This window comes from Flavobacterium sp. WC2509 (assembly GCF_052683105.1).
On the sequence record NZ_JBQZFG010000001.1, the window covers coordinates 1,839,440 to 1,863,940 of the forward strand.

Annotated in this window: 24 protein-coding genes and 2 tRNA genes; 6 read left to right on the forward strand and 20 right to left on the reverse strand. The window is 34.2% G+C overall.

Going from position 1 to position 24,501, the window contains the following annotated elements; genetic code table 11:
* Positions 1-14 precede the first annotated feature (14 nt).
* The 3 genes from ACUN3A_RS07670 (at position 15) to ACUN3A_RS07680 (ending at position 3,761) form a co-directional block, all read left to right on the forward strand.
* A complete protein-coding gene (locus tag ACUN3A_RS07670) occupies positions 15-1,283 on the forward strand; it encodes a right-handed parallel beta-helix repeat-containing protein (RefSeq protein ID WP_445550714.1) in 1,269 nt (422 codons plus the stop codon).
* A gap of 29 nt (positions 1,284-1,312) precedes the next feature.
* Entirely contained in the window at positions 1,313-2,395 is a 1,083-nt protein-coding gene (locus ACUN3A_RS07675; RefSeq protein WP_445550715.1) for a phytase, read from the forward strand.
* A gap of 265 nt (positions 2,396-2,660) precedes the next feature.
* Positions 2,661-3,761 (forward strand): DUF4407 domain-containing protein, encoded by a 1,101-nt coding sequence (locus tag ACUN3A_RS07680; protein WP_445550716.1) that lies wholly within the window; start codon positions 2,661-2,663, stop codon positions 3,759-3,761.
* Positions 3,762-3,863: 102 nt separating this feature from the next.
* Here ACUN3A_RS07680 and ACUN3A_RS07685 read toward each other — a convergent pair whose 3' ends face one another.
* From ACUN3A_RS07685 to ACUN3A_RS07725, 9 genes are all read right to left on the reverse strand, one after another.
* Entirely contained in the window at positions 3,864-4,574 is a 711-nt protein-coding gene (locus tag ACUN3A_RS07685; RefSeq protein WP_445550717.1) for a PH domain-containing protein, read from the reverse strand.
* Between the two features lie 84 nt (positions 4,575-4,658).
* Complete coding sequence (locus ACUN3A_RS07690) at positions 4,659-5,024, reverse strand: MmcQ/YjbR family DNA-binding protein (RefSeq protein WP_445552819.1); 366 nt, start codon at positions 5,022-5,024, stop codon at positions 4,659-4,661.
* The gene (locus ACUN3A_RS07695) at positions 5,024-5,431 is read right to left on the reverse strand and encodes a GNAT family N-acetyltransferase (RefSeq protein WP_445550718.1); all 408 of its coding nucleotides are present in this window, start codon (positions 5,429-5,431) and stop codon (positions 5,024-5,026) included. The genes ACUN3A_RS07690 and ACUN3A_RS07695 overlap by 1 nt, the downstream gene beginning before the upstream one ends.
* A 23-nt stretch (positions 5,432-5,454) precedes the next feature.
* Positions 5,455-6,054, reverse strand: coding sequence for a hypothetical protein (locus ACUN3A_RS07700; RefSeq protein ID WP_445550719.1), 600 nt, complete (start codon positions 6,052-6,054; stop codon positions 5,455-5,457).
* Positions 6,055-6,065: 11 nt separating this feature from the next.
* Positions 6,066-7,124: a DUF4421 family protein gene (locus tag ACUN3A_RS07705; RefSeq protein WP_445550720.1), complete on the reverse strand. Its 1,059-nt coding sequence runs from the start codon at positions 7,122-7,124 to the stop codon at positions 6,066-6,068.
* Between the two features lie 60 nt (positions 7,125-7,184).
* Positions 7,185-7,943, reverse strand: coding sequence for a cyclase family protein (locus ACUN3A_RS07710; protein ID WP_445550721.1), 759 nt, complete (start codon positions 7,941-7,943; stop codon positions 7,185-7,187).
* An 82-nt stretch (positions 7,944-8,025) separates the two neighbouring features.
* Positions 8,026-9,162, reverse strand: coding sequence for a radical SAM family heme chaperone HemW (gene hemW / locus ACUN3A_RS07715; protein WP_445550722.1), 1,137 nt, complete (start codon positions 9,160-9,162; stop codon positions 8,026-8,028).
* A gap of 104 nt (positions 9,163-9,266) precedes the next feature.
* Complete coding sequence (ruvC, locus tag ACUN3A_RS07720) at positions 9,267-9,821, reverse strand: crossover junction endodeoxyribonuclease RuvC (RefSeq protein WP_445550723.1); 555 nt, start codon at positions 9,819-9,821, stop codon at positions 9,267-9,269.
* Positions 9,822-9,870: 49 nt separating this feature from the next.
* The gene (locus ACUN3A_RS07725) at positions 9,871-10,314 is read right to left on the reverse strand and encodes a DUF1003 domain-containing protein (RefSeq protein ID WP_445550724.1); all 444 of its coding nucleotides are present in this window, start codon (positions 10,312-10,314) and stop codon (positions 9,871-9,873) included.
* Between the two features lie 129 nt (positions 10,315-10,443).
* Between ACUN3A_RS07725 and ACUN3A_RS07730 the strand changes: the two genes are divergently transcribed.
* A complete protein-coding gene (locus tag ACUN3A_RS07730) occupies positions 10,444-11,394 on the forward strand; it encodes a hypothetical protein (protein ID WP_445550725.1) in 951 nt (316 codons plus the stop codon).
* On the forward strand, positions 11,391-12,488 hold the full coding sequence (locus tag ACUN3A_RS07735) for a glycosyltransferase family 2 protein (protein ID WP_445550726.1): 1,098 nt from the start codon (positions 11,391-11,393) through the stop codon (positions 12,486-12,488). The genes ACUN3A_RS07730 and ACUN3A_RS07735 overlap by 4 nt, the downstream gene beginning before the upstream one ends.
* A 53-nt stretch (positions 12,489-12,541) precedes the next feature.
* On the opposite strand, the gene ACUN3A_RS07740 is transcribed toward ACUN3A_RS07735, so the two are convergent.
* The 4 genes from ACUN3A_RS07740 to ACUN3A_RS07755 form a co-directional block, all read right to left on the reverse strand.
* Positions 12,542-12,835, reverse strand: a complete 294-nt coding sequence (locus ACUN3A_RS07740; RefSeq protein ID WP_445550727.1) for a type II toxin-antitoxin system RelE/ParE family toxin — start codon at positions 12,833-12,835, stop codon at positions 12,542-12,544.
* Positions 12,835-13,104 (reverse strand): hypothetical protein, encoded by a 270-nt coding sequence (locus tag ACUN3A_RS07745; protein WP_445550728.1) that lies wholly within the window; start codon positions 13,102-13,104, stop codon positions 12,835-12,837. Before ACUN3A_RS07745 ends, ACUN3A_RS07740 begins: the two co-directional genes overlap by 1 nt.
* Before the next feature lie 190 nt (positions 13,105-13,294).
* Positions 13,295-13,771, reverse strand: coding sequence for a hypothetical protein (locus ACUN3A_RS07750; RefSeq protein ID WP_445550729.1), 477 nt, complete (start codon positions 13,769-13,771; stop codon positions 13,295-13,297).
* A 42-nt stretch (positions 13,772-13,813) separates the two neighbouring features.
* A complete protein-coding gene (locus ACUN3A_RS07755) occupies positions 13,814-14,185 on the reverse strand; it encodes a hypothetical protein (protein ID WP_445550730.1) in 372 nt (123 codons plus the stop codon).
* A gap of 50 nt (positions 14,186-14,235) precedes the next feature.
* On the opposite strand from ACUN3A_RS07755, the gene ACUN3A_RS07760 reads away from it, so the two are divergent.
* On the forward strand, positions 14,236-14,736 hold the full coding sequence (locus tag ACUN3A_RS07760; RefSeq protein WP_445550731.1) for a DUF456 domain-containing protein: 501 nt from the start codon (positions 14,236-14,238) through the stop codon (positions 14,734-14,736).
* A 184-nt stretch (positions 14,737-14,920) separates the two neighbouring features.
* Here ACUN3A_RS07760 and ACUN3A_RS07765 read toward each other — a convergent pair.
* The 7 genes from ACUN3A_RS07765 to dnaE all read right to left on the reverse strand — a co-directional run bounded on the left by ACUN3A_RS07765 (position 14,921) and on the right by dnaE (position 23,981).
* A tRNA-Asp gene (locus tag ACUN3A_RS07765) sits at positions 14,921-14,994 on the reverse strand.
* A gap of 261 nt (positions 14,995-15,255) precedes the next feature.
* Positions 15,256-15,329, reverse strand: a tRNA-Asp gene (locus tag ACUN3A_RS07770).
* An 86-nt stretch (positions 15,330-15,415) separates the two neighbouring features.
* Positions 15,416-16,342, reverse strand: coding sequence for a DUF58 domain-containing protein (locus ACUN3A_RS07775; RefSeq protein ID WP_445550732.1), 927 nt, complete (start codon positions 16,340-16,342; stop codon positions 15,416-15,418).
* A gap of 227 nt (positions 16,343-16,569) precedes the next feature.
* Entirely contained in the window at positions 16,570-16,887 is a 318-nt protein-coding gene (trxA, locus tag ACUN3A_RS07780) for a thioredoxin (RefSeq protein WP_007805142.1), read from the reverse strand.
* Positions 16,888-17,179: 292 nt separating this feature from the next.
* The gene (locus tag ACUN3A_RS07785) at positions 17,180-18,139 is read right to left on the reverse strand and encodes an outer membrane beta-barrel protein (RefSeq protein ID WP_445550733.1); all 960 of its coding nucleotides are present in this window, start codon (positions 18,137-18,139) and stop codon (positions 17,180-17,182) included.
* Positions 18,140-18,503: 364 nt separating this feature from the next.
* On the reverse strand, positions 18,504-19,184 hold the full coding sequence (locus ACUN3A_RS07790) for a 2'-5' RNA ligase family protein (RefSeq protein ID WP_445550734.1): 681 nt from the start codon (positions 19,182-19,184) through the stop codon (positions 18,504-18,506).
* Positions 19,185-19,454: 270 nt separating this feature from the next.
* Positions 19,455-23,981: a DNA polymerase III subunit alpha gene (gene dnaE / locus ACUN3A_RS07795; RefSeq protein ID WP_445550735.1), complete on the reverse strand. Its 4,527-nt coding sequence runs from the start codon at positions 23,979-23,981 to the stop codon at positions 19,455-19,457.
* Positions 23,982-24,501: the final 520 nt, after the last annotated feature.

Consider the following 24,501-nt stretch of genomic DNA (forward strand, 5'->3'; position numbering starts at 1 on the left):
TAAAAAATATACAGATGAAAACAATCTTTAAAAATATCAGTACTGCTCTTTTATTAATAATTTTAATAATTGTAGCAGGTTGCGAAAGTGCGAATAGCGACGTAGACACTAATGTAGATAGCGGAGCTTCTTCAGGGGAAATTTCAGGAGTTTGGGAAAAAGGAACTACGCACAACATTACTGGAGATGTGATTATTCCAGAAGGAAAATCGCTAACCATAGAAGAAGGTGTTACTGTAATTATGGATCCTGTGGCGAAAACTGAATTTATTGTAAAAGGAAATCTATACTCGTTAGGAACAGCTGATAATCCTGTGAAATTTACTATACAGGAAAAAGACAGAACTGCAGACAATAAATTTGGAAAAAAATGGGGTGGAATTTTAGCTGCTAAAACTTGTGCCGAACTCATTTTGGACCATACTATTTTAGAATACGGAGGAAGCACTACTTCAGATGCATCTACATCAGTAAAATTAGGATTATACAAAGCCGTTGCTGGCGAAAATTTACCAGCTTTGTGGTTTTCTAATGTTAAGGGAAAACTGGTGGTAACCAACTCTATTATTAGAAATTTTCAAGAAGACTGTACTTATATCGAAGGTGGAAATATTATTTTTTCGAATAATATTTTCTACACTACGGGAGTTTCTGGAGGTGAGGCGATGAATTTCAAATCAGGTTGTTTAATTGATGCTGCTTACAATTTAGTTTATAGTACAAATACAAATGCTTTTAAATTATCAAACTCAGGAGTAAAAGACCCACAAACTGATATTGTTGCTTATAACAATACTCTTGTCAATACAGGCTGGCGTAGACCAACCGCAAAAGGAGGATCAATTTGGGTAGAAAGTGCAGTAATAGCGCACATCTATAATAATTTGTTTGCTAATACACGCTTTGGTATCAAGAGAGATACTAAAAACAAAGAAGACGCTCGTACTACAATCAGCAATAACCTTTATTATGGCTATGATCAAACAACCGTTAATCAATTTCAACTGTCTGCAGATATAATTGGTGGCACAAACGAAGTAAGAGGAGCAACTGCTGGTCAAAACGACCCAAGTTTTGTTAATTACCCACTAAACAATCCTATGAGCAGTCCAGATTTTGATACCAGTTGGGATTTTCATTTAAAATCAAATTCTATTGCACTTGGTAAAGGAACTACTAATTTTGTGAGACATTTTAGTAATCCTATCACTTTTAGTAACGGATTGGCTTACGCTTCACCAGCGCCAGCAACTTTTATTGGTGCTTATGGCATAACTAAGTAAATCAAAACCATTCAATTAACACTTACAAAATGATCAAAAAAATAATATTTTCTATAGGTTTATTTACGCTTGTTGGGCTATCCGCCAGCTGTCAAACCGATAAAAAAAGAACCAGAATCACCCCAAAAAACGTAGTAAAACCAATTTTTATTTCTGAACCCGTACAATTTGACAGTGACGATCCAGCAATTTGGATTAATAAAGCTGATGTTTCAAAAAGTTTGGTTATAGGAACGGATAAAGATATAAATGGAGGACTTTATATATTTGACCTACAAGGGAAGATGCTGAAAGATAAAACCGTTAAAAATCTAAAAAGACCAAACAATGTAGATATTGCTTACGGATTGGTACTTAACGGAAAACCAACTGACGTTGCCATTACGACCGAAAGACTAGGCCAGGATATTAGAATATTTTCTATTCCGGATATGAAACCTGTCGACAACGGAGGCATAAAAGTATTTGAAAATGAAACCGAACCCGATTATAATGGCCCAATGGGCATTGCTGTTTATACCGCAAAAGATGCAAAAATATATGCCATTGTTGGTCGTAAAAGCGGGCCAAAAACAGGCGGCTATCTTTTTCAATATTTATTGGAGGACGACGGAAGTGGAAATGTAAAAGCCACTTTAGTACGCAAATTTGGAGAATACAGTGGCAAAAAAGAAATAGAATCAATTGCTGTAGATAACGAATTAGGATATGTTTACTATTCGGATGAGCAATTTGGCGTGCGCCAGTATTATGCTGATCCAGCCAAAGGAAACGAACAATTATCTTTATTTGGTACAACAGGTTTTGCCGAAGATCACGAAGGCATTTCTATTTATAAACTTACTGCTACAACAGGCTATATTTTAGTCTCGGATCAAGGAGCAAACCGTTTCCAGATTTTTAGCCGCGAAGGCACAAAAGACAACCCATTTGAACACAAACACCTAAAGACCGTTAATGTTTCAGCCATGGAAAGTGATGGTTCTGAAGTAACTAACATTCCTTTAAACACAACCTTTAAACATGGTCTGTTTGTTGTAATGAGTACCGATAGAACGTTTCACTTTTATCGTTGGGAAGATATAGCTGGCAAAGATTTAAAAATAAAATAGTTTATTTTGCCGTATTTAAAGTTTCTAACCTAATCCCAATCATTCTACATTTTTCTATACAATCTATTACAGCCCATAAGGTAAAAATTGACATCAGTCCTTTTTTATCTTATGGGCTGTAATGCTCTTGCCAATAAACAATCCTCAACAGTTTTGTATAGGGTAAATGCTTTTAACATAAAAGAAATCAGTCAATTGAGAAAAATATGGATTTTTGACGTTAAATTTGTACCAATCAAAATTATCAATCAAAAATCAATCAATCATGTTAAAACAATTTTTCATCCTGTGCTCAGGCGCAGACAAACCGCTGCTCGGAGGCTGTTCCGAAGGTGAACAAACCAAATTTGTCGGCATTGGCGCTACTGTTTTTTTTACAGCAGTTATGGCTTTTATTGCTAGTGCTTATGCGCTTTTCACAGTCTTTGACAATATTATTCCGGCGTTACTTTTTGGATTTGTTTGGAGTTTACTTATTTTTAATCTGGATCGTTTTATTGTTTCCACTATTCGAAAAAGAAACAGTTTTAGCAGTGAATTGCTGCAAGCTACGCCTCGAATTATTTTAGCGATTATTATTGCAATCGTAATTTCAAAACCTTTGGAGATTAAAATCTTCGAAAAGGAAATCAACACCGTTTTATTGAAAGAGAAAAATGCGATGGCTTTGAATAACAAAAAAGAAGTTGCTAATTATTTCAAATCGGATTTAGATAAAAACAAAACCGAAATTGCAAGTCTTAAAGCCGAAATTACCAATAAACAAAAAGAAGTAAATACGCTTTACCAAACCTATATTCAAGAAGCAGAAGGAACTGCTGGAACCAAAAAAATGGGTAAAGGCCCTGTTTTTAAAGAAAAAATTGCAAAACATAATTTGGCTTCTCAAGAACTTGACACGATTCGAAAAAACAATCTAGCCAAAATTGCTGTATTGGAAAAAAGCACCAAAACACTGCAAACCGATTTAGACAAAAAAGTTACGGAAACACGACCTATCATTGATGGTTTTGATGGGCTGATGGCGCGAATCAACGCTTTGAATCAACTGCCTTGGATTCCTTCATTTTTTATAATGCTTTTGTTTTTAGCGATTGAAACTTCCCCCATTATTGCCAAATTATTATCTCCAAAAGGAGAATACGATTTTAAACTAGAAGATTTGGAAACGGCTCTCAAAGCGACTTTGGATCAAAATAAATACCAACGCGAACTGTTGATTAAAACGAATGCCTCAATGCATGACAAGGTTTACGAAGATATTGCGCAAGACAAAAGACTATATGATTTACAACGAAAAAATGCTGAAGAATTACTAGAACTGCAATCGAATGGCTTTTTAGAAAAACAAAAACAGACGATTTAGTATAACTCTAAAAGTCAAAAGAATTTGTTAGGATACAAAAAAAGTCGGGAATAGTAAATTACTATTCCCGACTTTATATTTTTTTGGCTTTTAGTTTTTGACTTACATCAAACTCAAAATCTCCTTTTTGAAAGAATCGTATTCCCCTTGTAGAATCAATCCGTTGTCAAGGAGTTTTTTATAATTTTGAAGCTTTGCAAAAAGTTCATCTTGTGTCAATTCGCTAGTTTTTTTCTCTGTTGAAGCAGTTGTGTTTTCTATAATAGGTTCAGCATAATTAGAAACCACAGGCATAATTTCAGCAAAATCGGTTACTTCTTCAGTTTCCATTTCTTCAATCAATTCTGATTCTTCTATTAATGAAGGAGCAATTTCTTCGGTTATTACTGATTCAGGAACTGCAGTTGTCGTTACACCATTTTTCAATATATCCAATTGTTCTTTGGCAAACGTAGCAATTTTTCTGGCTTGAATTTTTGGAATATAATCAATGGAAACCTGAATCTGTGTTTTGGTTGAAAATGAAAATTCAGAACCCAAAATATTCTCTTTCATAAAAGTTCCTTCAATTTCGTCCCAAGTAAAATCGGTAAAATTCATTGAAAGTCCCATGTTTTTGGGCTGACAAATAATAATTCTTTTATTAGTCACCACAATGCTATCTGGAAAAACGGTAATAGCTGGTTTTTTTTGAACAGCGATATAACCAACTTCTTCATTTTTCATCAATAAATCATTCAACTTTGAAGTGATTTTTTCAATGGCTTTTGGATCTTGTTCTTCGTTAAGAAATTTTTTAAGATTATCAATCATACTATTTTATTTGAAAGTGTCTGATATTTTTTAAGCAAAAGTAATGCCTAATTTTCTAATTGCTTCGCCTGTACGATAAATATTTTACTTCGAGTCAATAATTTCGATCTGAATTTTCTTGGTTAAACTTTTAAAAACCAATTCATAAGAATGATCAATCAATTCTTTTAATAAATCATTTGAAATATCATTTACTGCGATCGTATTCCAATGCACTTTGTTCATGTGAAAACCTGGTTGGATTGAATCATACTCTGCTCGTAATTCTTGTGCCCGTTCCGGATCGCATTTAAGATTAACGGATGGATTTCCTTTTTCCCATTGCAACAAAGAGGAAAGAGCAAACATTTTGCCACCTACTTTAAAAACCAAAGTATCTTCATCAAATGGAAAATGTTCGGTAACTCCTTTTTTAGAAAGACAATATTCGTAATAAGTTTCTAGATTCATCATACTATTTTTTCCATCATTTTTTCTGGGTGTGCCAAGGCTTTAAAACCAAATTTCTCATATAAAAAATGAGCATCGGATGTTGCTAAACGCCATATTTTCACTTCTTGCAATTGCGGTTCATTCATCATTGTATCAATTAAAATGGAAGAATATCCTTTTCCTCTATGTTCTTCGGTAATAAAAACATCCATTAAATATGCAAAAACTACATAATCGGTAATCACTCTGGCGAAACCAATTTGAACCTCATCTAAATAAATTCCAAAACAAACCGAAGCATCAATTGTTCTTTGTACTTCATCAATCGTTCTTCCTGCTGCCCAATAAATATCCTTCAAAAAATGTTGAATAAAAGCAACATCTAATTTATTTTTATCGGTAGACACATAAATAGTATTCTCCATACGAACGCTTGAAATTTTTAATTTTAAAATGTACTTATTTTTCCTTCTGCAAAAGGCTTTTCGAATAAAATTGTCGAATGGTCACTTGTGTCATCATAAGCAGATTTTGGCAAAAGAGACGGATTGGAAGGGTATTTTTTTCCATTAAATGATAATTCTTTAAAAACACCTCGATCATCTACTAATAAGACAGCCCAGCCATTTTTAGTCATTTTTTCGACATAAATCGGGGCTTCCATAACTGTAAATTTAGTAATTATTTTTTGGTGATTGTCTAAAAGTAAAAAGGTACAACCGCCAGAACCACAATAGTAAGGAGAAGAAAAACGAACGAAAGTCTCTAGTATATTATCATCATTCAAATCAATATTTTCATATTGAAATTTATGATCCGCTTCTGTCAAAAATTTTATATCGCCTTTTACATAATCATTAATCATGAAATTTTTCAATTTGATTTCTGTCGAATCCATTATTACTTCTGGAGTTTTTTCCTTTGCTTCGGTTGATGTACTAGCACCATCTTTTGCTATGCCTTCCTCAACTTTTACATCTTGTTTTTTGTCTCCGCAAGACAACAGCACACAAGTAACTAAAGCTAATAATCCAAATTTAAGTTTCATACCTTATTTTTTTAATGTTTTAATTTATCACTGATTTTATTTACAGGGTTACTAATAAATTTTGGTGCATCAAATCGATATCCAAAATACAACAATCCAAAGGAACCATCATTTGAAACAACTTGATTTTTGGTTTCATTATAAAAACTTGAATTAAAATTAATACTTAACCCAAAAAGTACTCGATCTGAATTGTAGCCCATTTTTAGCCCGCCATTGATAGTTGTCAAAAAATAATTATCCTGTTCGTTTTCTTGAATCCCAGATTCATCTGTTTTTGAATTTATTATTTTGACACCAAAAGCAGTTGTCAAATTTGGAGCGATATAAAACCTTCTATGAATAATAAAGTTATAAAAGTAACCCGCTCCTACACTTACATCATATTCATTTTGTTTAGCATTTAGAGTGGTTGTTTCTAAAGAAGTTCTTTTGTAATCATAAATCAGCGTTGGAATAAAACTTCCTGCACTTTCCTTTTGCCACTCCGTGAAAGATGTAATGCTCTTTAGGGAAAAATTTGGATTGAAAATATACGAAGTTGACATTCCGTATTTTGTTATTTTTAAATCAGGGAATTGAATATAGGGATCAACATCAGGTTTCCAATCAGGTAAAAAATCCTGTGTGTTTTCGATATAATATCCTTTTACTCTACTATAATCAACTGTTTGGAGCCATTTACCCAGAAAAAAACGAAAATTATATTCTGAAAATTTAGATTTCCCTTTTTGATCTTCATCTTTATTTCCACCAATAAATTGAGGATAAAATCCGTAACTAAAACCTATGAATTTATAATCTACGGATAAAAATACTTTGTAACTGTTATTCGTTTCTAAATCCAAGTTGCTTCCCTCTTTGTCTTCTAGAATTTGAGCATCCGTTTGTGAGCTTAAATTCGATCGAATCAGTATTTTATCGGGGTAAAACACAAATTTCGAACTATCTCTTTCTTTTTTTTGGCTAAAAGCTGTCCAATTACATAAGACCAAAACAGTAAAAAAAACTGCAAATTTAACTCGATTTTGATTACTTTGTTTGGCGTAAAATATTCGTATTGTTTTCAACTTTTAACATTTAAAATAATAATGACAATTTACGCATTTTAAAACCAATTTACAATTCTCCTACAAAATAGTATACAAAATTGGTTTACTCGGACTTGCATCATTTTCAAAAGGAGCAATTTGTAAATTCAGCAAATAACTTCCATCTTCTACGCTATCATCCACAAAAATCATTTCGGTTATTGTACAATCCAATCTCGCATTGGCATTCAAATTATTGACATCTTTTACATTCCAGAATGCTTTGTGAGCCAATAATTTTCCTTCGTCATACTCTTTGTCGACACTTGGTAAATCAATTAGTAAATGCTTAATTCCGCTTTCACGAATGAAATGTGCTGCGTCTTCTGCCAGATAAGGCGGATTGGTATTCGAATATTTTAGATGTTTTTTTATTTTAAAATTAGGCAATGTCCGGATAATTAAAGCATCGCACGGTCTTTCTCCTAGTATTTTTTTAATCTGATTTCTGGTTATCACCAAATCTTCCCCTATCATTTCTGGTACAACTGAAACCAATTCTGCGAGAAAGAAAAACTGCTTTAGTGATTGATTGATACTGTAAAACTCACGGGTAATATGCCCCAAACATTCCGTATGTGTTCCGTGTCCATGCGGGTTAAAGAAAATGTTATTGAAGTTAGTTGATGATTTCCCTTCGGAAACTTTGCCTATCCAATCTCCAAAAACAACTGGTTCAATTACTGGTTTATCAATATACCAGGCAATCGGATTTTCGTCAGTATTGGTTAATGGAATCGAAATATCAATGGGTTTTGATAAGTCTACTTTAAATTGGTTATTGATGATTGCTTCCATAGTTTTTTAACCGCAAAGGGCGCAAAGTTTCTGTTTCCTTTTACCACAAAGTTCGTAAAACTTTGCGCTCTTTGCGGTAAAACTACTCCTCTAAATTTAAATAAAACAAATCACTTGCAATTCCATCCGTCAGGAATTTTCCTTTTGACGTTGGTTTCAAAATATTGTTATCAATGGAGAGTAAATCATCGCTTAGAAATTTCTGAGCTTGCTTTTGCAGATAATCCAAATATTCAATTCCAAATTCAGCTTCAATTCTATTCAAAGAAACGCCCCAAATGGTTCTCAATCCCGTCATAATATATTCGTTGTAACGGTCGGCGAGGGAAAGAATTTCAATTTCGTTGGGTAGTTTATCTTCCTGAATAGACTTTAAATAAAGAGAATTATTAGACACATTCCAGCTTCGGGAAATTCCATCATAACTATGCGCTGAGGGTCCAATTCCTATATAATTTTTGCCCAACCAATAGGCTGAATTATTTTTGGAAAAATAGTTTTCTTTTCCAAAATTGGACAATTCATAATGAATAAAATCATTCGCTTCGAGTGTTTCGACCAGAATGGTAAAATGCTCTTGAGCTAATTCATCATTGGGTTTCGCTATTTTTCCAGTTTGGATGAGTTTATTTAAAGCAGTTTTAGGTTCGACTGTCAAAGCATAACTCGAAATATGTGGGATTCCAAAACTCAAAGCTGTTTCAATATTTTGTTTCCATTTCTCGTTGCTCATTCCCGGAATTCCATAAATTAAATCGAGAGAAATATTATCGAAATATTTTGTAGCTTCTTCTAAACAATTTTTGGCTTCCGCCGAATTATGCGCACGATTCATCATCTTCAAATCATCTTCGAAAAATGACTGAATTCCAATACTTAATCGGTTAATTGGAGTTTTAGATAACTCGATAATTCGTTCGCTCGACAAATCATCAGGGTTGGCTTCGAGAGTAATTTCCGGATTTTCCGTAACCTTATAATTCTTGTATACCTCATCAATCAAAAATCTCAACTCTGAAATCTGCAATACTGAAGGTGTTCCCCCTCCAAAATAAATAGTTTCTACAACTTCGTCTTGAAATTCATTTTTTCGCATTTGAATTTCTTTGGCAATAGCCAAAACCATTTCTTCTTTCTTCTTCATTGAAGTCGAAAAATGAAAATCGCAATAATGACAAGCCTGCTTGCAAAATGGTATGTGTATGTAGATTCCGGACATTTTTAATTAGAGAATTTGACAATTAGATAATGAGATAATTTGTCAATTAGATAAATTTTTCTCGTTCTCTATAAATTATCTAATTTTCAAATTATCTCATTGACTCATTTTTTTACCCGAGCCTCATTCTGCTTCACAAAAGCATCCCAACCAGAATAACTTTTGGCACCAACAACTTTTCCTGAATTAAAAAAATGACAAACCGCAGCCGCCAATCCATCAGTTGAATCGAGATTCTTAGGCAGTTCTTTTAAACCTAACAATTGCTGAAGCATCTTGGCGACTTGTTCCTTGGTAGCGTTTCCGTTTCCTGTAATCGCCATTTTGATTTTTTTGGGTTCGTATTCGGTAATAGGAATATCTCTCGAAAGTCCCGCTGCCATGGCAACACCTTGAGCTCTTCCCAATTTTAACATCGATTGTACATTCTTTCCAAAAAAAGGAGCTTCAATCGCTATTTCATCTGGATGATGCGTTTCTATTAACTCAATGGTTCGTTCGAAAATGATTTTTAATTTCTGGTAATGATTGTCGTATTTGGACAATTGCAATTCGTTGAGCTGCAAAAATTCCATTTTCTTATTGACAATTTTTATCAATCCAAAACCCATAATTGTGGTTCCAGGGTCGATACCTAATATGATGCGTTCTTTACTCAAAGTTTGTTTTTAAGTTATAATGTAATCTCGGATGAGTTTCAACTCCCATTTATTTACTCGAATTCAATTTCATCTCTTGCAACATCGCAATGATTTTGTCTAATTTTTCTACTTCGATATTATCCAATCTCTTTGCTAAAGCTTCAATTTCCAATTTTGCTTCTATATTAGTTTGATAATCGGATTGTGCCTGAACTCTGTCTCTTTCATTCTGTCTGTTTTGAGCCATCATAATAATTGGTGCTGCATAGGCTGCCTGAGTCGAAAAAAGGAGATTTAATAAGATAAAAGGATAGGCATCCCAATGTTTTAGAAAAGCAACCAGATTTAATCCCATCCAAATTATTACAAAAACAGTTTGAATGATAATGAATTTCCAAGAGCCCATTCCGCTAGCTACTGAATCAGCCAAACGACTGCCAAAACCTAATGACTCTTTATGTGCTTCATGCCAAGTTTTAGTGATACGCATATTCTTTAAACTTAAATTCATTCGTAGCTATATATTATTATGATTTTATTTTTTATCGAAAGATGACGCAATTCTAAAAATTGTTCTCTTTGTAAAACTCTATAAGGTTTAGTGTCGCTTTGTAAACTAGTTTTTCCGTTACTTTGCCCTATGATTACAATTTCAAACAAAATTAAGCAATTCCTTGTACTTCTAGTCAAAATTATGATTGTAGGTGCTGCCTTTTATTTTATTTACAATCAACTGGCTAACAACAACAAACTCGATTGGCAAAAATTCTTGGTCTTATTTCATAAAAATCAATCCGTTTTAGGAATTGGATTTATTCTTCTTTTGAGTGTTTTGAATCGTTTATTTGAAATCTTGAAATGGAAATATTTGGCTTCCACTCTAAGACCAATTTCTTTAGGAGAAGCAACTAAACAGGTTTTGGCCGCACTCACCGCAGGATTATTTACTCCAAATGGCGTGGGAGAATATGCTGGAAAAGCATTGTATTTTGATAAAAAAGACGCTAAAAAAATTATTTTTTTGAACCTGATTTGTAACGGAATTCAAATGCTTTTAACAGTAGTTTTTGGTGTTTTTGGATTATTGTATTTCAATGCGGAATACAATATTATCACTCCAAAAACTATTGCCGTCTTTTTTGCGCTTAGCCTCTTATTATTTGGAATTTTATTTTTTTCGAAAAAAGTAAATATCAAAGGGTATTCTATCGAAAAACTGATTCATAAAATCAATGAAATACCAAAATCGATTCATCAAAAAAATACACTTTTAGGTTTTTTACGGTACTTGGCTTTCTCCCATCAATGCTATTTTTTGTTTTTAGCTTTTGATGTCGATTTACCCTATTTCATTTTAATTTCAACTATATCCTGTGTTTATTTTTTAGCATCTTCATTGCCCACTTTTCAATTTTTGGATTTTGCGGTAAAAGGAAGTGTAGCTGTTTATTTCTTTGGGATATTAGGTGTAAATGAATGGATTGTTATTTTTATCACTACGCTAATGTGGTTTTTGAATGTAGTTTTACCGGTTATTATTGGAAGCTATTATGTATTGAATTTTAAGCCTAAAACTGTTCAACCGATATGATTCTTGTGCTATTAGGTATTAGCATTGTTTATGTGCTTACAATAAGTTGCCTCATTTATGGTTTTACCAAAATAAATACATTTGAATACATTAACTCTTCGCCAAAAACCAACTTTACTATTATCATTCCTTTTCGGAATGAAGCGGAAAATTTACCCATTTTATTAGAGAGTTTTTCAAAACTGAATTACCCGACCCATTTGTTTGAAGTGATTTTGGTTGATGATTTTTCTAGTGAAGAGTTTCAAGTTTCAGGTTTCAAGTTTCAGGTTTCGGTTGTAAAAAACATTCGGGTTTCAAATTCCCCTAAGAAAGATGCCATTACGACGGCAATGCAAATCGTAAAAACCGATTGGGTCATTACCACTGATGCTGATTGTGTCGTTCACAAAAATTGGCTGTCGACTTTAGATAATTTCATTCAGTTACATCCCGTTTCTATGATTGCCGGAGCTGTTACTTACGATTGTAATAATTCCTTTTTACATCATTTTCAACAATTGGATTTGGCCAGTTTACAAGGAGCTACTATTGGCAGTTTTGGAATCAAAAAAGGGTTTATGTGCAATGGTGCTAATTTTGCCTATACCCAATCATTTTTTAAAAACCTCAACGGATTCGAAGGTAATAATAGTATTGCCAGTGGCGATGATGTTTTTCTGTTACAAAAAGCGTTAGCCAAATACCCTGAAAAATTGGCTTATTTAAAATCCAAAAATTCTATTGTAACCACAAAACCAGTTAATGATTGGAAATCTTTGTTTTATCAAAGAGTTCGTTGGGCTTCCAAAACGGGTTCTTACCAAAGTCTTTTTGGTAAAAGATTGGGATTACTTGTGTTTATGATGAATTTGAGTTTAGTTTGTGCTTTTGTACTAATGCTATTTGGTATTTTTCCTTACTTTTTTATTGGATTGATTTTCATAATCAAATTTGGAATTGATAGTGTTTTGATTAAACAAACTAATAGTTTCTTAACCCATAATAAAATCCAATATTTATTTTTAAGCAGTTTGTGGTACCCCTTTTTTAGTACTACTGTGGCTTTGTATTCCTTATTTGGAAAATATGAATGGAAAGGGAGAAAGTTTTAAATTGCAGATTGCAGAATTTTAGATTTCAACTGTGGTTTAATAGACCAATCATTTTATTCTAGTTGTTTGCCCGGATTTTGCTTTGTACTAAATATTCTAGCAATAAATACAACACCTTCTTTTTCTTCTTTGTAAAGCAACTTATAATCTCTTACAATAATTCTCCTGTATTCGGGCTCTATTTCGTCACGTTCGTATTGTTCTACAAAATGAAGCTCTCTAGTTGCTTTCAAAATATCATTTTTTACATTTTGAGCTCCTTGAAATGATTTCACTTTATAGTATTCAAGAATAGCTTTGAGTTGGTCTTTGGCAGTATGTGTCCAAATTATTTTTAATGGAGCCATTACCAGTTTTGAGATTCTTTCTCTAAATCATCTTGATTAGTATATTCTCCTCTTTTGATTTCGGCTTCGGCTTCTAACAAAGATGCTTTATAAGCTTCTCTACTTATTGGTTTTTTATCTATATCAAAAGCTACTATTTCTTCTTCTTGATAGGTTTCTATAAATGCTTTGACTACTTTCAACAATCTGTCATCGGCATCGTTGATGTATTTTAAAACGCTATCTCTTAACTCTAAAGCTCCCATTTTGTTCTCTTTTAAGTATATCAAAGGTAATTGTTTTGTTTTTATTTTCTAAAATGATGGCCATAAATTTATTCCAAAAAATTCCTCATGAAAACGAATGCCCTAGCCCAGATGGACACGAGCGAAGCGAACTGACGAAGTAAACGGCATCCTGTTGTCCCGGGGTTCGGGACAACAGATATAGTGTACAGCTGGAAATAGCTCCTTAAAAAAGCTACTCTACCTTTAAAATCACAGGAAGTATAAACTGGGTTTTTACTGGTAATCCTCGCTTGATAGCTGGATTGATTTTTGGGAAATCGACCAAACGTGCTTTCAGGATACTATCAATTTTTACCCTATCATAAGTGACTGAATCTTTAGGGAATTGTGGCTCAAATTTCATTGTCGCATTAGGAAAAACGGTCACTTTCACTTCAATGGTATCTAACTCGGGATAAAGCATTGCCAAAGTATCGTTGCACAATTTCTCCTGAATTAATTGTGTCAAAACCTCAAAAAAACATTGTTGACGTTGCTTTTTATCTTCAATTTTATCGCAGTCGACAACTGAAGGATATTCATCTACCTCTTTCCAATTGATGGACTTCAATTCCTTTTGCAGTAATTCCTTTTCGGAAGGGACCTGCTTGTCAAAATATTGACAGGAATTAAAAAATATAAAGACTAAAAAAAGGGAATATTGCTTCAATGTTTGTTTTTTGAATGGAACGAATATTTTATAAAAATACAATTATTTTTTTTGGGTTTGTTTGGAATGCAGATAATCTTCGTAGCTTTCGGACATCCATCGCTTTTTATTTGCCTCGGCTACTTCCTTTTCTTTCGGGTATAAAATGGCTAATCGGTCTGAAAAAATGGCGATTTTCACAGTATAAGTATAGAATTCTTCCTTGGTTAAAATTACATTAGGGCTCGATTTTTTATTGTTAAATTCAAAAAATAACTGTTCAAAATCTTTCATAGAATAATTTAGAACCGCCTTTTTATTGCTGTTATAAATGGTTTCTTTTAAAGCATCATCAGTAGTATTTCCTTTTTTTTCTTGGGCATAAAAAGAATGACCGAAAAAGAAAAAGACCAATAAGAAAAAATGTATTTTCATTGTCCAGAAATGAGTTCACTTTATTTTTCAAAATTACTAAAAATATTTTTATGGATATACTGCTTTTGATATTGGGGTTTGTTTGTGTTATTGTTGGGATTTTCGGTAGTTTTCTTCCAGTTTTACCTGGACCGAGCATCAGTTGGGTTGGTATAGTATTACTTTATTTTACGACTGCAGTTCCTGCCAATTATTGGATTTTGAGTATTTCATTATTGATAACCATTGTGCTTACCATTATGGATTATATTATTCCTGCGAAGGGAACCAAAAAATTTGGAGGCAGTTCGTATGGGATTTGGGGAACGAATATCGGTTTGATTGTTGGGATTTTTGCACCAATTCCGTTGGGTTTTATTATTGGCCCGTTTGTTGGCGCTTTTGTTGGTGAACTTATTTATGATTACAAGGACCATCAACGCGCTTTGAAAGCGGCTACTGGCTCTTTGCTGGGCTTTCTGGCTTCCTCTTTTATGAAGTTTGTGGTGTGTATGATGTATTTGGGATTATTTCTTTGGATTGTATGGCAGAATAGTGCTGCTTTGTTTTAAAAAATATTCTTGGCCGTTAAGTTAAGTTCGCTGGTTATGATGAAGATATGCTCTAGATTATCAAGGCATTTGCTTTGAAAAAAATTAGCCACGGATTTGACGGATAAAACGGATTGTCACAGATTTTTTTATTTTTAGGTATAAAAAAAGCCTCTCCGTTAAGGAAAGGCTTTAAACAATGTTGCGGTCTGGACGGGACTCGAACCCGCGACCCCATGCGTGACAGGCATGTATTCTAACCAACTGAACTACCAAACCCTGCTTTATTGCGGTTGCAAATGTACAATAAATTTTTGTTTACGCAACTATTTTATAACACAAGTATTAAAAAAAATTTAATCTCTTAAAAATCAAAAAAGCCATCCGTAGATTCCAGATAAATCCAGAAACATTGGAAAGCTTTTCATTGGTCTAACTACAAACCGATCTCGTCCTTGACGAGAAAACAACACAACTAGCTTTAGATACCTTATTTGGGCAAAAAAGCCTTTCTGTTACGAAAGGCTTTCCCCAATATTGCGGTCTGGACGGGACTCGAACCCGCGACCCCATGCGTGACAGGCATGTATTCTAACCAACTGAACTACCAAACCTCTGCTTTATTGCGGTGGCAAAGATACAATAGATTTCCGTTTACGCAAGCCTTTTATAAGAGAATTTTAAAAAAATTTTAGCCCACTTATCCAAAGTTTTGTTTTTCAACTAAGTATGCTGTCAAAATTTTATCAAAACTTTCGCCAACACCCACCGGAATGTACTTTATTTTGTTTTGAGCACAGGTCAAAGCCAGCTTTTTGAAGTAATCACCCACCTGTTTTTCGTATTCTTGCTTCACATTATCTGCAAAAATAACTACCTCATCTCCTGTTTCTACATCAATAAACTTTCTCGGTGCGTTGTCAAAATCAAATTTGCGCTCCGTTTCATTGTCTATAACATGAAATAAAACCACTTTATGCTTGTCGTGTTTCAAGTGTTGTAACGCATTAAACAAAGCTTCTTCATTCTCTGACTGAAACATATCTGTAAACAAAATAATCATCGAACGCCTATGAATCTTCTCTGCAATCTGATGCAAATACGTAATGGTATCGGTATTTTTTTTCTCTTTTGGCGCTTCTAAAAGCCCTTCAAGGGTATTCAATATCATTCTATGATGGCGGTCACTCCCTTTTTCGGGCGCATAATACTCATAACTATCCGAGAAAACACTCAAACCTACCGCATCTCGCTGTTTCTTCAATAAATTCATTAAAACTGCCGAAGCCAATACCGAAAAACCTATTTTACTTTCATAAAAGGGCTGATTCTCCTTCAATTTAGGATAATGCATCGATGAGGAATTATCAATAATAATATGACATCTCAAGTTCGTTTCTTCCTCAAAACACTTTGTATATAATCGATCCGTTTTGGCAAATAATTTCCAATCAATATGCTTGGTACTTTCTCCAGTATTATACACTTTATGCTCGGCAAATTCAGCCGAAAATCCATGAAACGGACTCTTGTGCATTCCCGAAATAAAACCTTCTACCACTTGATTGGCTAACAACTCCAAGTGCTGAAAACTGGATATTTTCTCTATTTGCGATTCGATCTTCATATTCCAAATGTATAAAAAAGTTTGAACACACTACATCGTGCTACTGACAATTTAAAAGTAGACCATTAAAAGGTTTGTTTTCTTTTTATCATTAAGATATTAAGTCAATTAAGCTTAATTGACTTAATATCTTAATGGTGAATTAATTTAATGTTCATTAGCTCCACAGACTCAAAACAAAAAAGGTCTGACTTTCGCCAGACCTTTTTAACTTATTTCAATTTAGATTACAATAAAGCATCTAAACTATCCGCATACGTTTGTTTTGGAGCTACTCCAACTTGTTTTCCAACTACTTCTCCGTTATGGAAAACTAATACTGTTGGAATGTTTCTAACTCCGTATTTTGCAGCAAATTCTTGATTTGCATCTACATCAACTTTCCCCACAACAACTTTCCCTTCGTACTCGCTGCTAAGTTCGTCAATGATTGGCCCAACCATTCTACAAGGTCCACACCATGCTGCCCAAAAATCTACCATTACCGGTTTATCTGATTTCAAAACTACTTCATCAAAAGTAGCATCTGTTATTGCTAATGCCATACTATTTTTATTTAATGTTTAAATGCTTATTCTTAAAACTTGAGTACAAATTTAGAAATTAAAACCCAACCAAACGTCATTCCTAAATTAGTTTTCATTATAAATGTATTGCTAATTGTTATTCCAGTAATTAGAAGCTACTTCCAGCTGTACACTATATCTGTTGTCCCGAACCCCGGGACAACAGGATGCCGTTTCCATCTGGGCTAGGACATTAGAATTTTCAAGACATTTAGCACAAAAAAAAGACCCTCTTTTCAGAAGGTCTTCATTCTATTATAATCGTACTTAATTAGAGACTATATTTTAATCCTAAAGTAAATCCTAAACCAGAAATCCCAACATAAGAACTAATATCATTCATTGCCTCATTCGGTCTAGTTGTATCAGTAGTAATGTTTGTCGTAGCTGTGTTAGGATTAAACAAAACATTATTTGAACCGCTATTTAATTGCTCAACATAATCCACATGACTCGCAGAATAAGAAGCGTCTCCACGGAAAGTAGTTGGTGTATTTAATTTATCTACACCATTTTCAGTGTATTCCTTAGTTTCTTTTGATTTACCGTGAACAGTGAAATTACGGTATTCTACCTCTCCAAAAAGAGAAATATTTTTACCTAATTTATAAGATGTTCCTAAAACTGCCATAAAACCAACAGTTGGATTTGGCAACACTACATCTTTTGCATAAGTGTTAACATTTCCTGCAGGAGTTGTATAAGTCCTATTTGTTTTAATAGTTAAGTCCCCATATACAGGAACAATAACCCCTACTTTTGTGTAAGGCTCAAAACCATGTGTTTCTCCTAAAAACAAGACGACAGCTGGTGCTAAATCAAGAGCATTGATCCTACCTTCAGCTGTACCTGTTACAAAAATTGGCCCAGCAGCTACTAATCTATTTACTGTTTCAACCATAGTTTTTTCTTTTCCTGTAAAATAGTTAACCCCCATCTCAACACCTAAACGTGTTGTAAAACGGTATCCAACATTTAAACCTGTACGAAATCCTTCCCCAAAAGAACCATGATTTGTTTCTCTAGAAACCAAAGTAGTTCCATTTGCAGCATATACCTCAGTATTCGGCAAAGCACCTGAGACAATTGGAAATTCTGTAGCAGCAGTTTGTATAAAATAAGAACCTCCTAATTTAAAATACCAAGTTTCTTTTTTATCCGTATCTTTAGTTTGCGCCATCATACTAAATGAGCAAACTAACATTCCTAACACTAGTAGGTTTTTTTTCATAATTTCTTAAAATTTGATTTAGTTCTACAAAAATATATAAATTTAAATAATGTTTTTTTGGTTAAGAAATCGTTTTCGTAACAATATTTACTAAAAAGGAGGTTTTTGTTAAAACTATGCATGCATAGGATAATTTTTAACTTAAAAATTATACAATTAATAAAACTTTAACTCAAAAATTTAATTCATATTAAAATTAACATGTATTTACTGTGATTCAGTCGTGATTAATTTAGGAAACGAAAGCTTATGATAAGCCTCACTTTTAGTGCAGATTTATATTCGTTTAAGTACTGAATTTTATATACTTTACTTACTGTTGATAAACTTTTAGCCATCAAAGAATAATCCTTAATTCATTCTTTTAAACTTCAAAATTATGTAGTTTTTTGACAAATCTATCTCTTTGATACCAATCGTTGTAAACAAGCTCAAAATTGTTTACGCTGAAACTACCAAAATCAAAGTCCTTATATTTATCAATTATTTCTAAAAAGGCATCTTTTTCTTTGAATTTGTCCCTAAAACGAACAACAGTCGAATGCGCAGTTTGTATCGAATATCTTTTGTCTAAACTCTGTTCTAAGTTAGATTTTTTAAATGCAGTTCTTAGATTATCTCTTATTTCGTTTATACAATTATTATTCATAAATCCCTGTACCATAATACATGAATCAGACGCTGTTAGCCCTTTAAACTGAATGTCTATAGTAGTATTAGTAATCAAACTTTTTTGAATCAGATCAATATATTTTGACAAATCAATTTTGTCAATATCAAATCCTTCATAACAGGATATTATAGACATAACTGTGATATGAATATCCGAACTTGGGTAATAATATTGATCTGGCTCTATCTTTTTTAGCTCATCTAGGAATTTCTGAATGTTCTCTTTAACAGCAGCAGAAGGTCTAATCACAACTGTTATTCCAAATCTTTTATCTGTCTCAGAATCTATTAAATGGTCGATTTTATAAGTATCGGAGGCGATTTTATTAATAGACTCTTTATACAGTAAGCTGTAATGCTCTTTAAGATTCATTGAGTTTTAAGTTTATTGTTATGCTGTAGCTTAAGTTTATAAATCGAGCATTTCCAATTTTTAATAGTTTTCGCTTCGCAATAAAATAAAAGTATTGGAAATGTTTTTTTTTGAAATGGTATTATAAAAACAAAATCTTGTCCTTTAGCCCTGATCGTCTAAATTGCTCTCGCAATTACCTTTGCATTTTTTCTTTAAAAAAAGCAAAGATACAGCGTAGAGCAGGAGGGAAATTTCTTGAAATCCTTAAAACTTCTGCTCCTAAAAAAATTAATTCAGCTTAAAATTAATCTGCATTTTTTCCAATTCAAATAATAATTCATTAGATATTTGAATTTTCAGCTTTCGGCTTGGCATGGCTAATTTGGTGACTACTTTTATTTCTTCCACTTCAGTAACTTGCTTCGATTCTACTGCCTCAACAGTTTCCTCGTCACTCTCTAAAAATGCTTCTTCATCACCTTCAGTAAAATCAGGAGTTGTTTCTACAATCCGCTTTATTTTTTCGAGTTCCATAATTTCAAAAGAAACCGTATTATCTCCTTTATAGTTCTGGAAAAGACGACTTAGATTATGAATAAACTCCGTTTCTATATTTTTTATGTCCAATAATAAAATCAATTTTTTGGCAAACGTACTTAACACATCCTGCAAATATTGCACTAAAACAAACTGCATTCTAGGGTCTGTCTTTTTACCAGTTTCTTGATTTACCCAGCCTTCTTTAATCATCACTTTCATGAAGGTAAAATTGTTTTGAATAAAGAAGTGCCTGAACTTTAAATACTCTTCTCCAAAAATTTTAAATTCATAACTCTCATCGTATCCTTCTAAAATAAAGGTTCCCCATCCTTTTCCGTTCTTGGCTACTCGGTGCTGCACATTGGTAATAATTCCTCCAAAGGTTAAATTCTTACCTACATACTGTTCCATATTCTTCAACGCTTCGAGTCTGGCATTACAAAAATATTTCATCTCGAATTTATAATCGTCCAAAGGATGTCCCGAAATATAAATTCCAACAACTTCCTTCTCTTTAGCCAGTTTTTCCATGGTACTCCAATCTTCACAAGGAGGCACTACAGGCTCAGCGATTTGTACATCACTACTTTCGCCAAACAAACTTACCTGCGAGGAGTTTTCGTTTTCCTGAAACTTCGAACCATAGCGGATGGCTTTCTCATAAAAGGTAATTCCGTCGCCGTCATTGTGAAAATATTGTGCTCTTGTCGTTCCTTCAAAAGAGTCAAAACCTCCAGCCAAAGCTAAATTTTCAATCGCTTTTTTATTAGCGGCACGCAAATCGATACGTTTCGCCAAATCAAAAATTGACTTGTATTTTCCATCTTTTCTGCTTTCGACAATTGTAGCAACCGCTCCTGAACCCACACCTTTTATAGCGCCCATTCCAAAACGAACCGCATAATCATCATTTACTGTAAATTTATAATACGACTCATTCACACAAGGCCCTAGAACCTGCAGCCCCATACGCTTACATTCTTCCATGAAAAATGAAACCTGCTTGATGTCATTCATATTATTAGAAAGTACCGCCGCCATATATTCGGCAGGATAGTGGGCTTTTAGGTAAGCCGTTTGGTAAGCGATCCAAGCATAGCAAGTAGAGTGCGATTTATTAAACGCATAACTCGCAAAAGCTTCCCAGTCTTTCCAGATTTTTTCCAAAACTTTGGCATCATGACCTTTTAAAGCCGCTTGCTCAACAAATTTAGGCTTCATTTTATCCAGAACGTCCTTCTGTTTTTTACCCATCGCTTTACGCAAAACGTCGGCCTCACCTTTAGTAAATCCGGCCAACGACTGCGACAAAAGCATTACCTGCTCTTGGTAAACGGTAATTCCATACGTTTCCCCTAAATATTCCTCGCAGGCATCTAAATCGTATTTGATTTCTTCCTCCCCGTTTTTTCTTCGAACAAAAGAAGGTATATATTCCAAAGGGCCTGGACGATACAAGGCATTCATCGCAATTAAATCTCCAAAAACGGTGGGTTTCAATTCCTTCATGTATTTCTGCATTCCCGCGGACTCATATTGAAAAATCCCGACGGTTTCTCCACGTTGAAACAGTTCATACGTCTTGACATCATCAATTGGAAAAGTATCTGGATCGAGGTCAATGTTGTTGCGGTATTTCACTAACTTAACTGTGTCCTTTATCAAAGTAAGAGTCTTCAGACCCAAGAAATCCATTTTTAGCAACCCTGCACTTTCGGCAACCGAGTTATCAAACTGTGTTACATATAAATCGGAGTCTTTGGCGGTAGTAACTGGTACATAATTGGTAATATCCGATGGCGTGATAATCACCCCACAGGCATGAATACCTGTATTTCGCATCGACCCTTCCAGAATTTTTGCCTGCTGAATAGTTTCTCCAGCCAAATCATCTTCATTGGCAATGGCGATTAATTCTTTTACAAGTTCAAATTCATCAGCACCTTTTAATGCTTTTTTAACCTCATCTTCTGATTCAGAAAGGAAACGCGCCAGATTCCATTTACCCGGCATCATTGCTGGAATCAACTTGGCTATTCTATCGGCTTCAAACAACGGTAAATCCAATACACGCGCCGTATCACGAATCGCCGATTTGGTTGCCATTTTACCATAAGTGATAATTTGCGCCACCTGATTTTTTCCGTATTTATTGATTACATAATCCATAACACGCCCACGGCCTTCGTCATCAAAATCGATATCAATATCGGGCATGGACACACGATCCGGATTTAGGAAACGCTCAAAAAGCAAATCGTACTTAATCGGGTCAATATTGGTAATCCCTAGACAGTACGCTACCGCAGATCCCGCTGCAGATCCACGTCCGGGCCCTACCGAAACATCCATATTTCGGGCTTCGGCGATGAAATCCTGTACGATCAAAAAATAACCCGGATATCCGGAATTTGAAATCGTTAATAGCTCAAAATCTAAACGTTCCTGAATCGATTCTGTAATTTCGCCATATCTTTTTTTGGCACCAATCATAGTCAAACCCCTCAAATAAGCATTTTCTCCACGAACACCATTGTCTTTTTCATCTTCAGGGTCAACAAATTCTTGAGGAATATCAAATTTTGGAAGCAATACATCACGGTAAAGCGAGTAACCTTCAACCTTATCTACAATTTCCTGAATATTAATAATCGCTTCCGGCAAATCGGCAAAGAGTTTTTTCATCTCTTCTTCCGACTTGTAATAGTACTCCTGATTTGGCAGTCCGTAACGGTAACCACGGCCACGGCCAATTGGTGTTGCTTGTTTTTCACCGTCTTTTACACACAGTAAAATATCGTGCGCATTGGCATCTTCTTTATTTAAATAATAGGTATTGTTGGTTGCAATTAATTTTACATTGTGTTTTTTCGAAAATTCAATCAGCGTTTTATTTACACGATTTTCATCTTCCTGATTGTGACGCATCACTTCTAAATAAAAATCATCGCCAAATTGTTCTTTCCACCAAATCAAAGCTTCTTCGGCTTGATTTTCACCGACATTCAGAATTTTACTTTGAATCTCTCCGTATAAATTCCCAGACAAAACCATGATATCTCCCTTATATTTTTCGATAATATTTCGGTCAATTCTGGGAACATAATAAAATCCGTCAGTAAAGGCAATCGATGACATTTTAGCCAGATTGTGATAGCCATTTTTATTTTTAGCCAATAAGACAACTTGATTTCCATTGTCTTTTTTACTTTTATCCAAATGGTTTTCGCAAACATTAAATTCGCACCCAACAATTGGTTTCATTTCTGTTTCCGTAGGTTCTTCTCCAGCTTCTACCAAAGCTTTATTTTTTCCGGATGCCGCTTTATTATGATTCATAACGGCGCTCACAAAGTGAAAAGCACCCATCATGTTTCCAGTATCCGTCATTGCCACGGCAGGAAATTTATTTTTGGCTGTAGCCGAAACAATATTCCCAATTCCAATTGTCGATTGTAGTACCGAAAACTGTGTATGATTGTGTAAATGCGCGTATTTTGCTGCTTTAAAATCGGCTTTAGCTGATTCAGAAACAGTAAGAACTGGCTCATCCGAAACCAACGATTTCAACTGCTCCCTGATTTTGTCAGAAGCTGCTTTTAGGTTAATGTGTTTAAGGCCGATTAATGGTATTTCCTTCGGGTTTTTATTTTGAAATGTCTCGAAATAATCCTTTGGAACATCAAGTTCTTCTTTAGTAAAAACTTCACGGCGAATTAACTCTAGGAAACAGCGTGTAGTTGCCTCAACGTCGGCAGTTGCATTGTGCGCTTCCGAAAAAGGAACATTGAAAAGATAACTATGTAATTCGGTCAAAGTAGGCAGTTTGAATTTTCCTCCACGGCCTCCTGGCAGTTTCAATAATGAAGCCGTCACTTCGGTACAGGTATCCAAAACTGGCATCGAACTCATTGGCGAATCCACTCCAGCACGATGAAATTCGGCTCCCATAATATTGACATCAAAACCTAAATTCTGACCCACAATAAACTTCGTTTTGCTTAATGCTATATTGAATTTCTCCAAAACTTCAGCCAAAGAAATACCATCGGCTTCAGCCAATTCAGTCGAAATACCGTGAATACGCTCAGCGTCATAAGGAATATTAAAACCTTCGGGCTTTACCAAATAATCCTGATGCTCGATAAGTGTCCCCATCTCATCATGCAGCTGCCAAGCGATCTGTATACAGCGAGGCCAGTTATCAGAATCGGTAATGGGCGCATCCCAGCGCTTAGGTAATCCAGTAGTTTCGGTATCGAATATTAAGTACATACGTTTAAATAACAAAAAATTAAAAGTCCAAATTTCAAGTTTTTATATTCTAAAATACTGATATCAAGAATAGTAAAAAGTGTTTTATTTCAAAATGGAAGAAGTTCAAATTTAGTCTTTTTTTAGGGAAAATAATTCGTGAAGTTGTTAACAAAAAAGATTTGATTAAGCCATTGATTCTAAATTTCATTCGGAAAAGAAACACTTCCTGACTACCTTAAATATTGTTGCGTCCGCGTGAAGGATGGAAGCAAGTTACCGAAGTAACGCGGACAGCCTGACAGCATAAAGGAAAGAGGCCGAATAAGCGGTTTCTATGATTTGGCCTCTTTCCTTTATGGTGGCACGCCCAAATGATTTTTAATTTATCCCTTTGGTTTCTTTCTAAAAAACCTACTTTCTAACTAAATATTTATCACTTCTCTTTTTTTGGATGTCGTAGTATTTTTTGAAAAAAAATTACTTTTTGAGAACATTATTTCCTTTAAAAAAAACAAAATTCCAAATCAAAAATGAAATA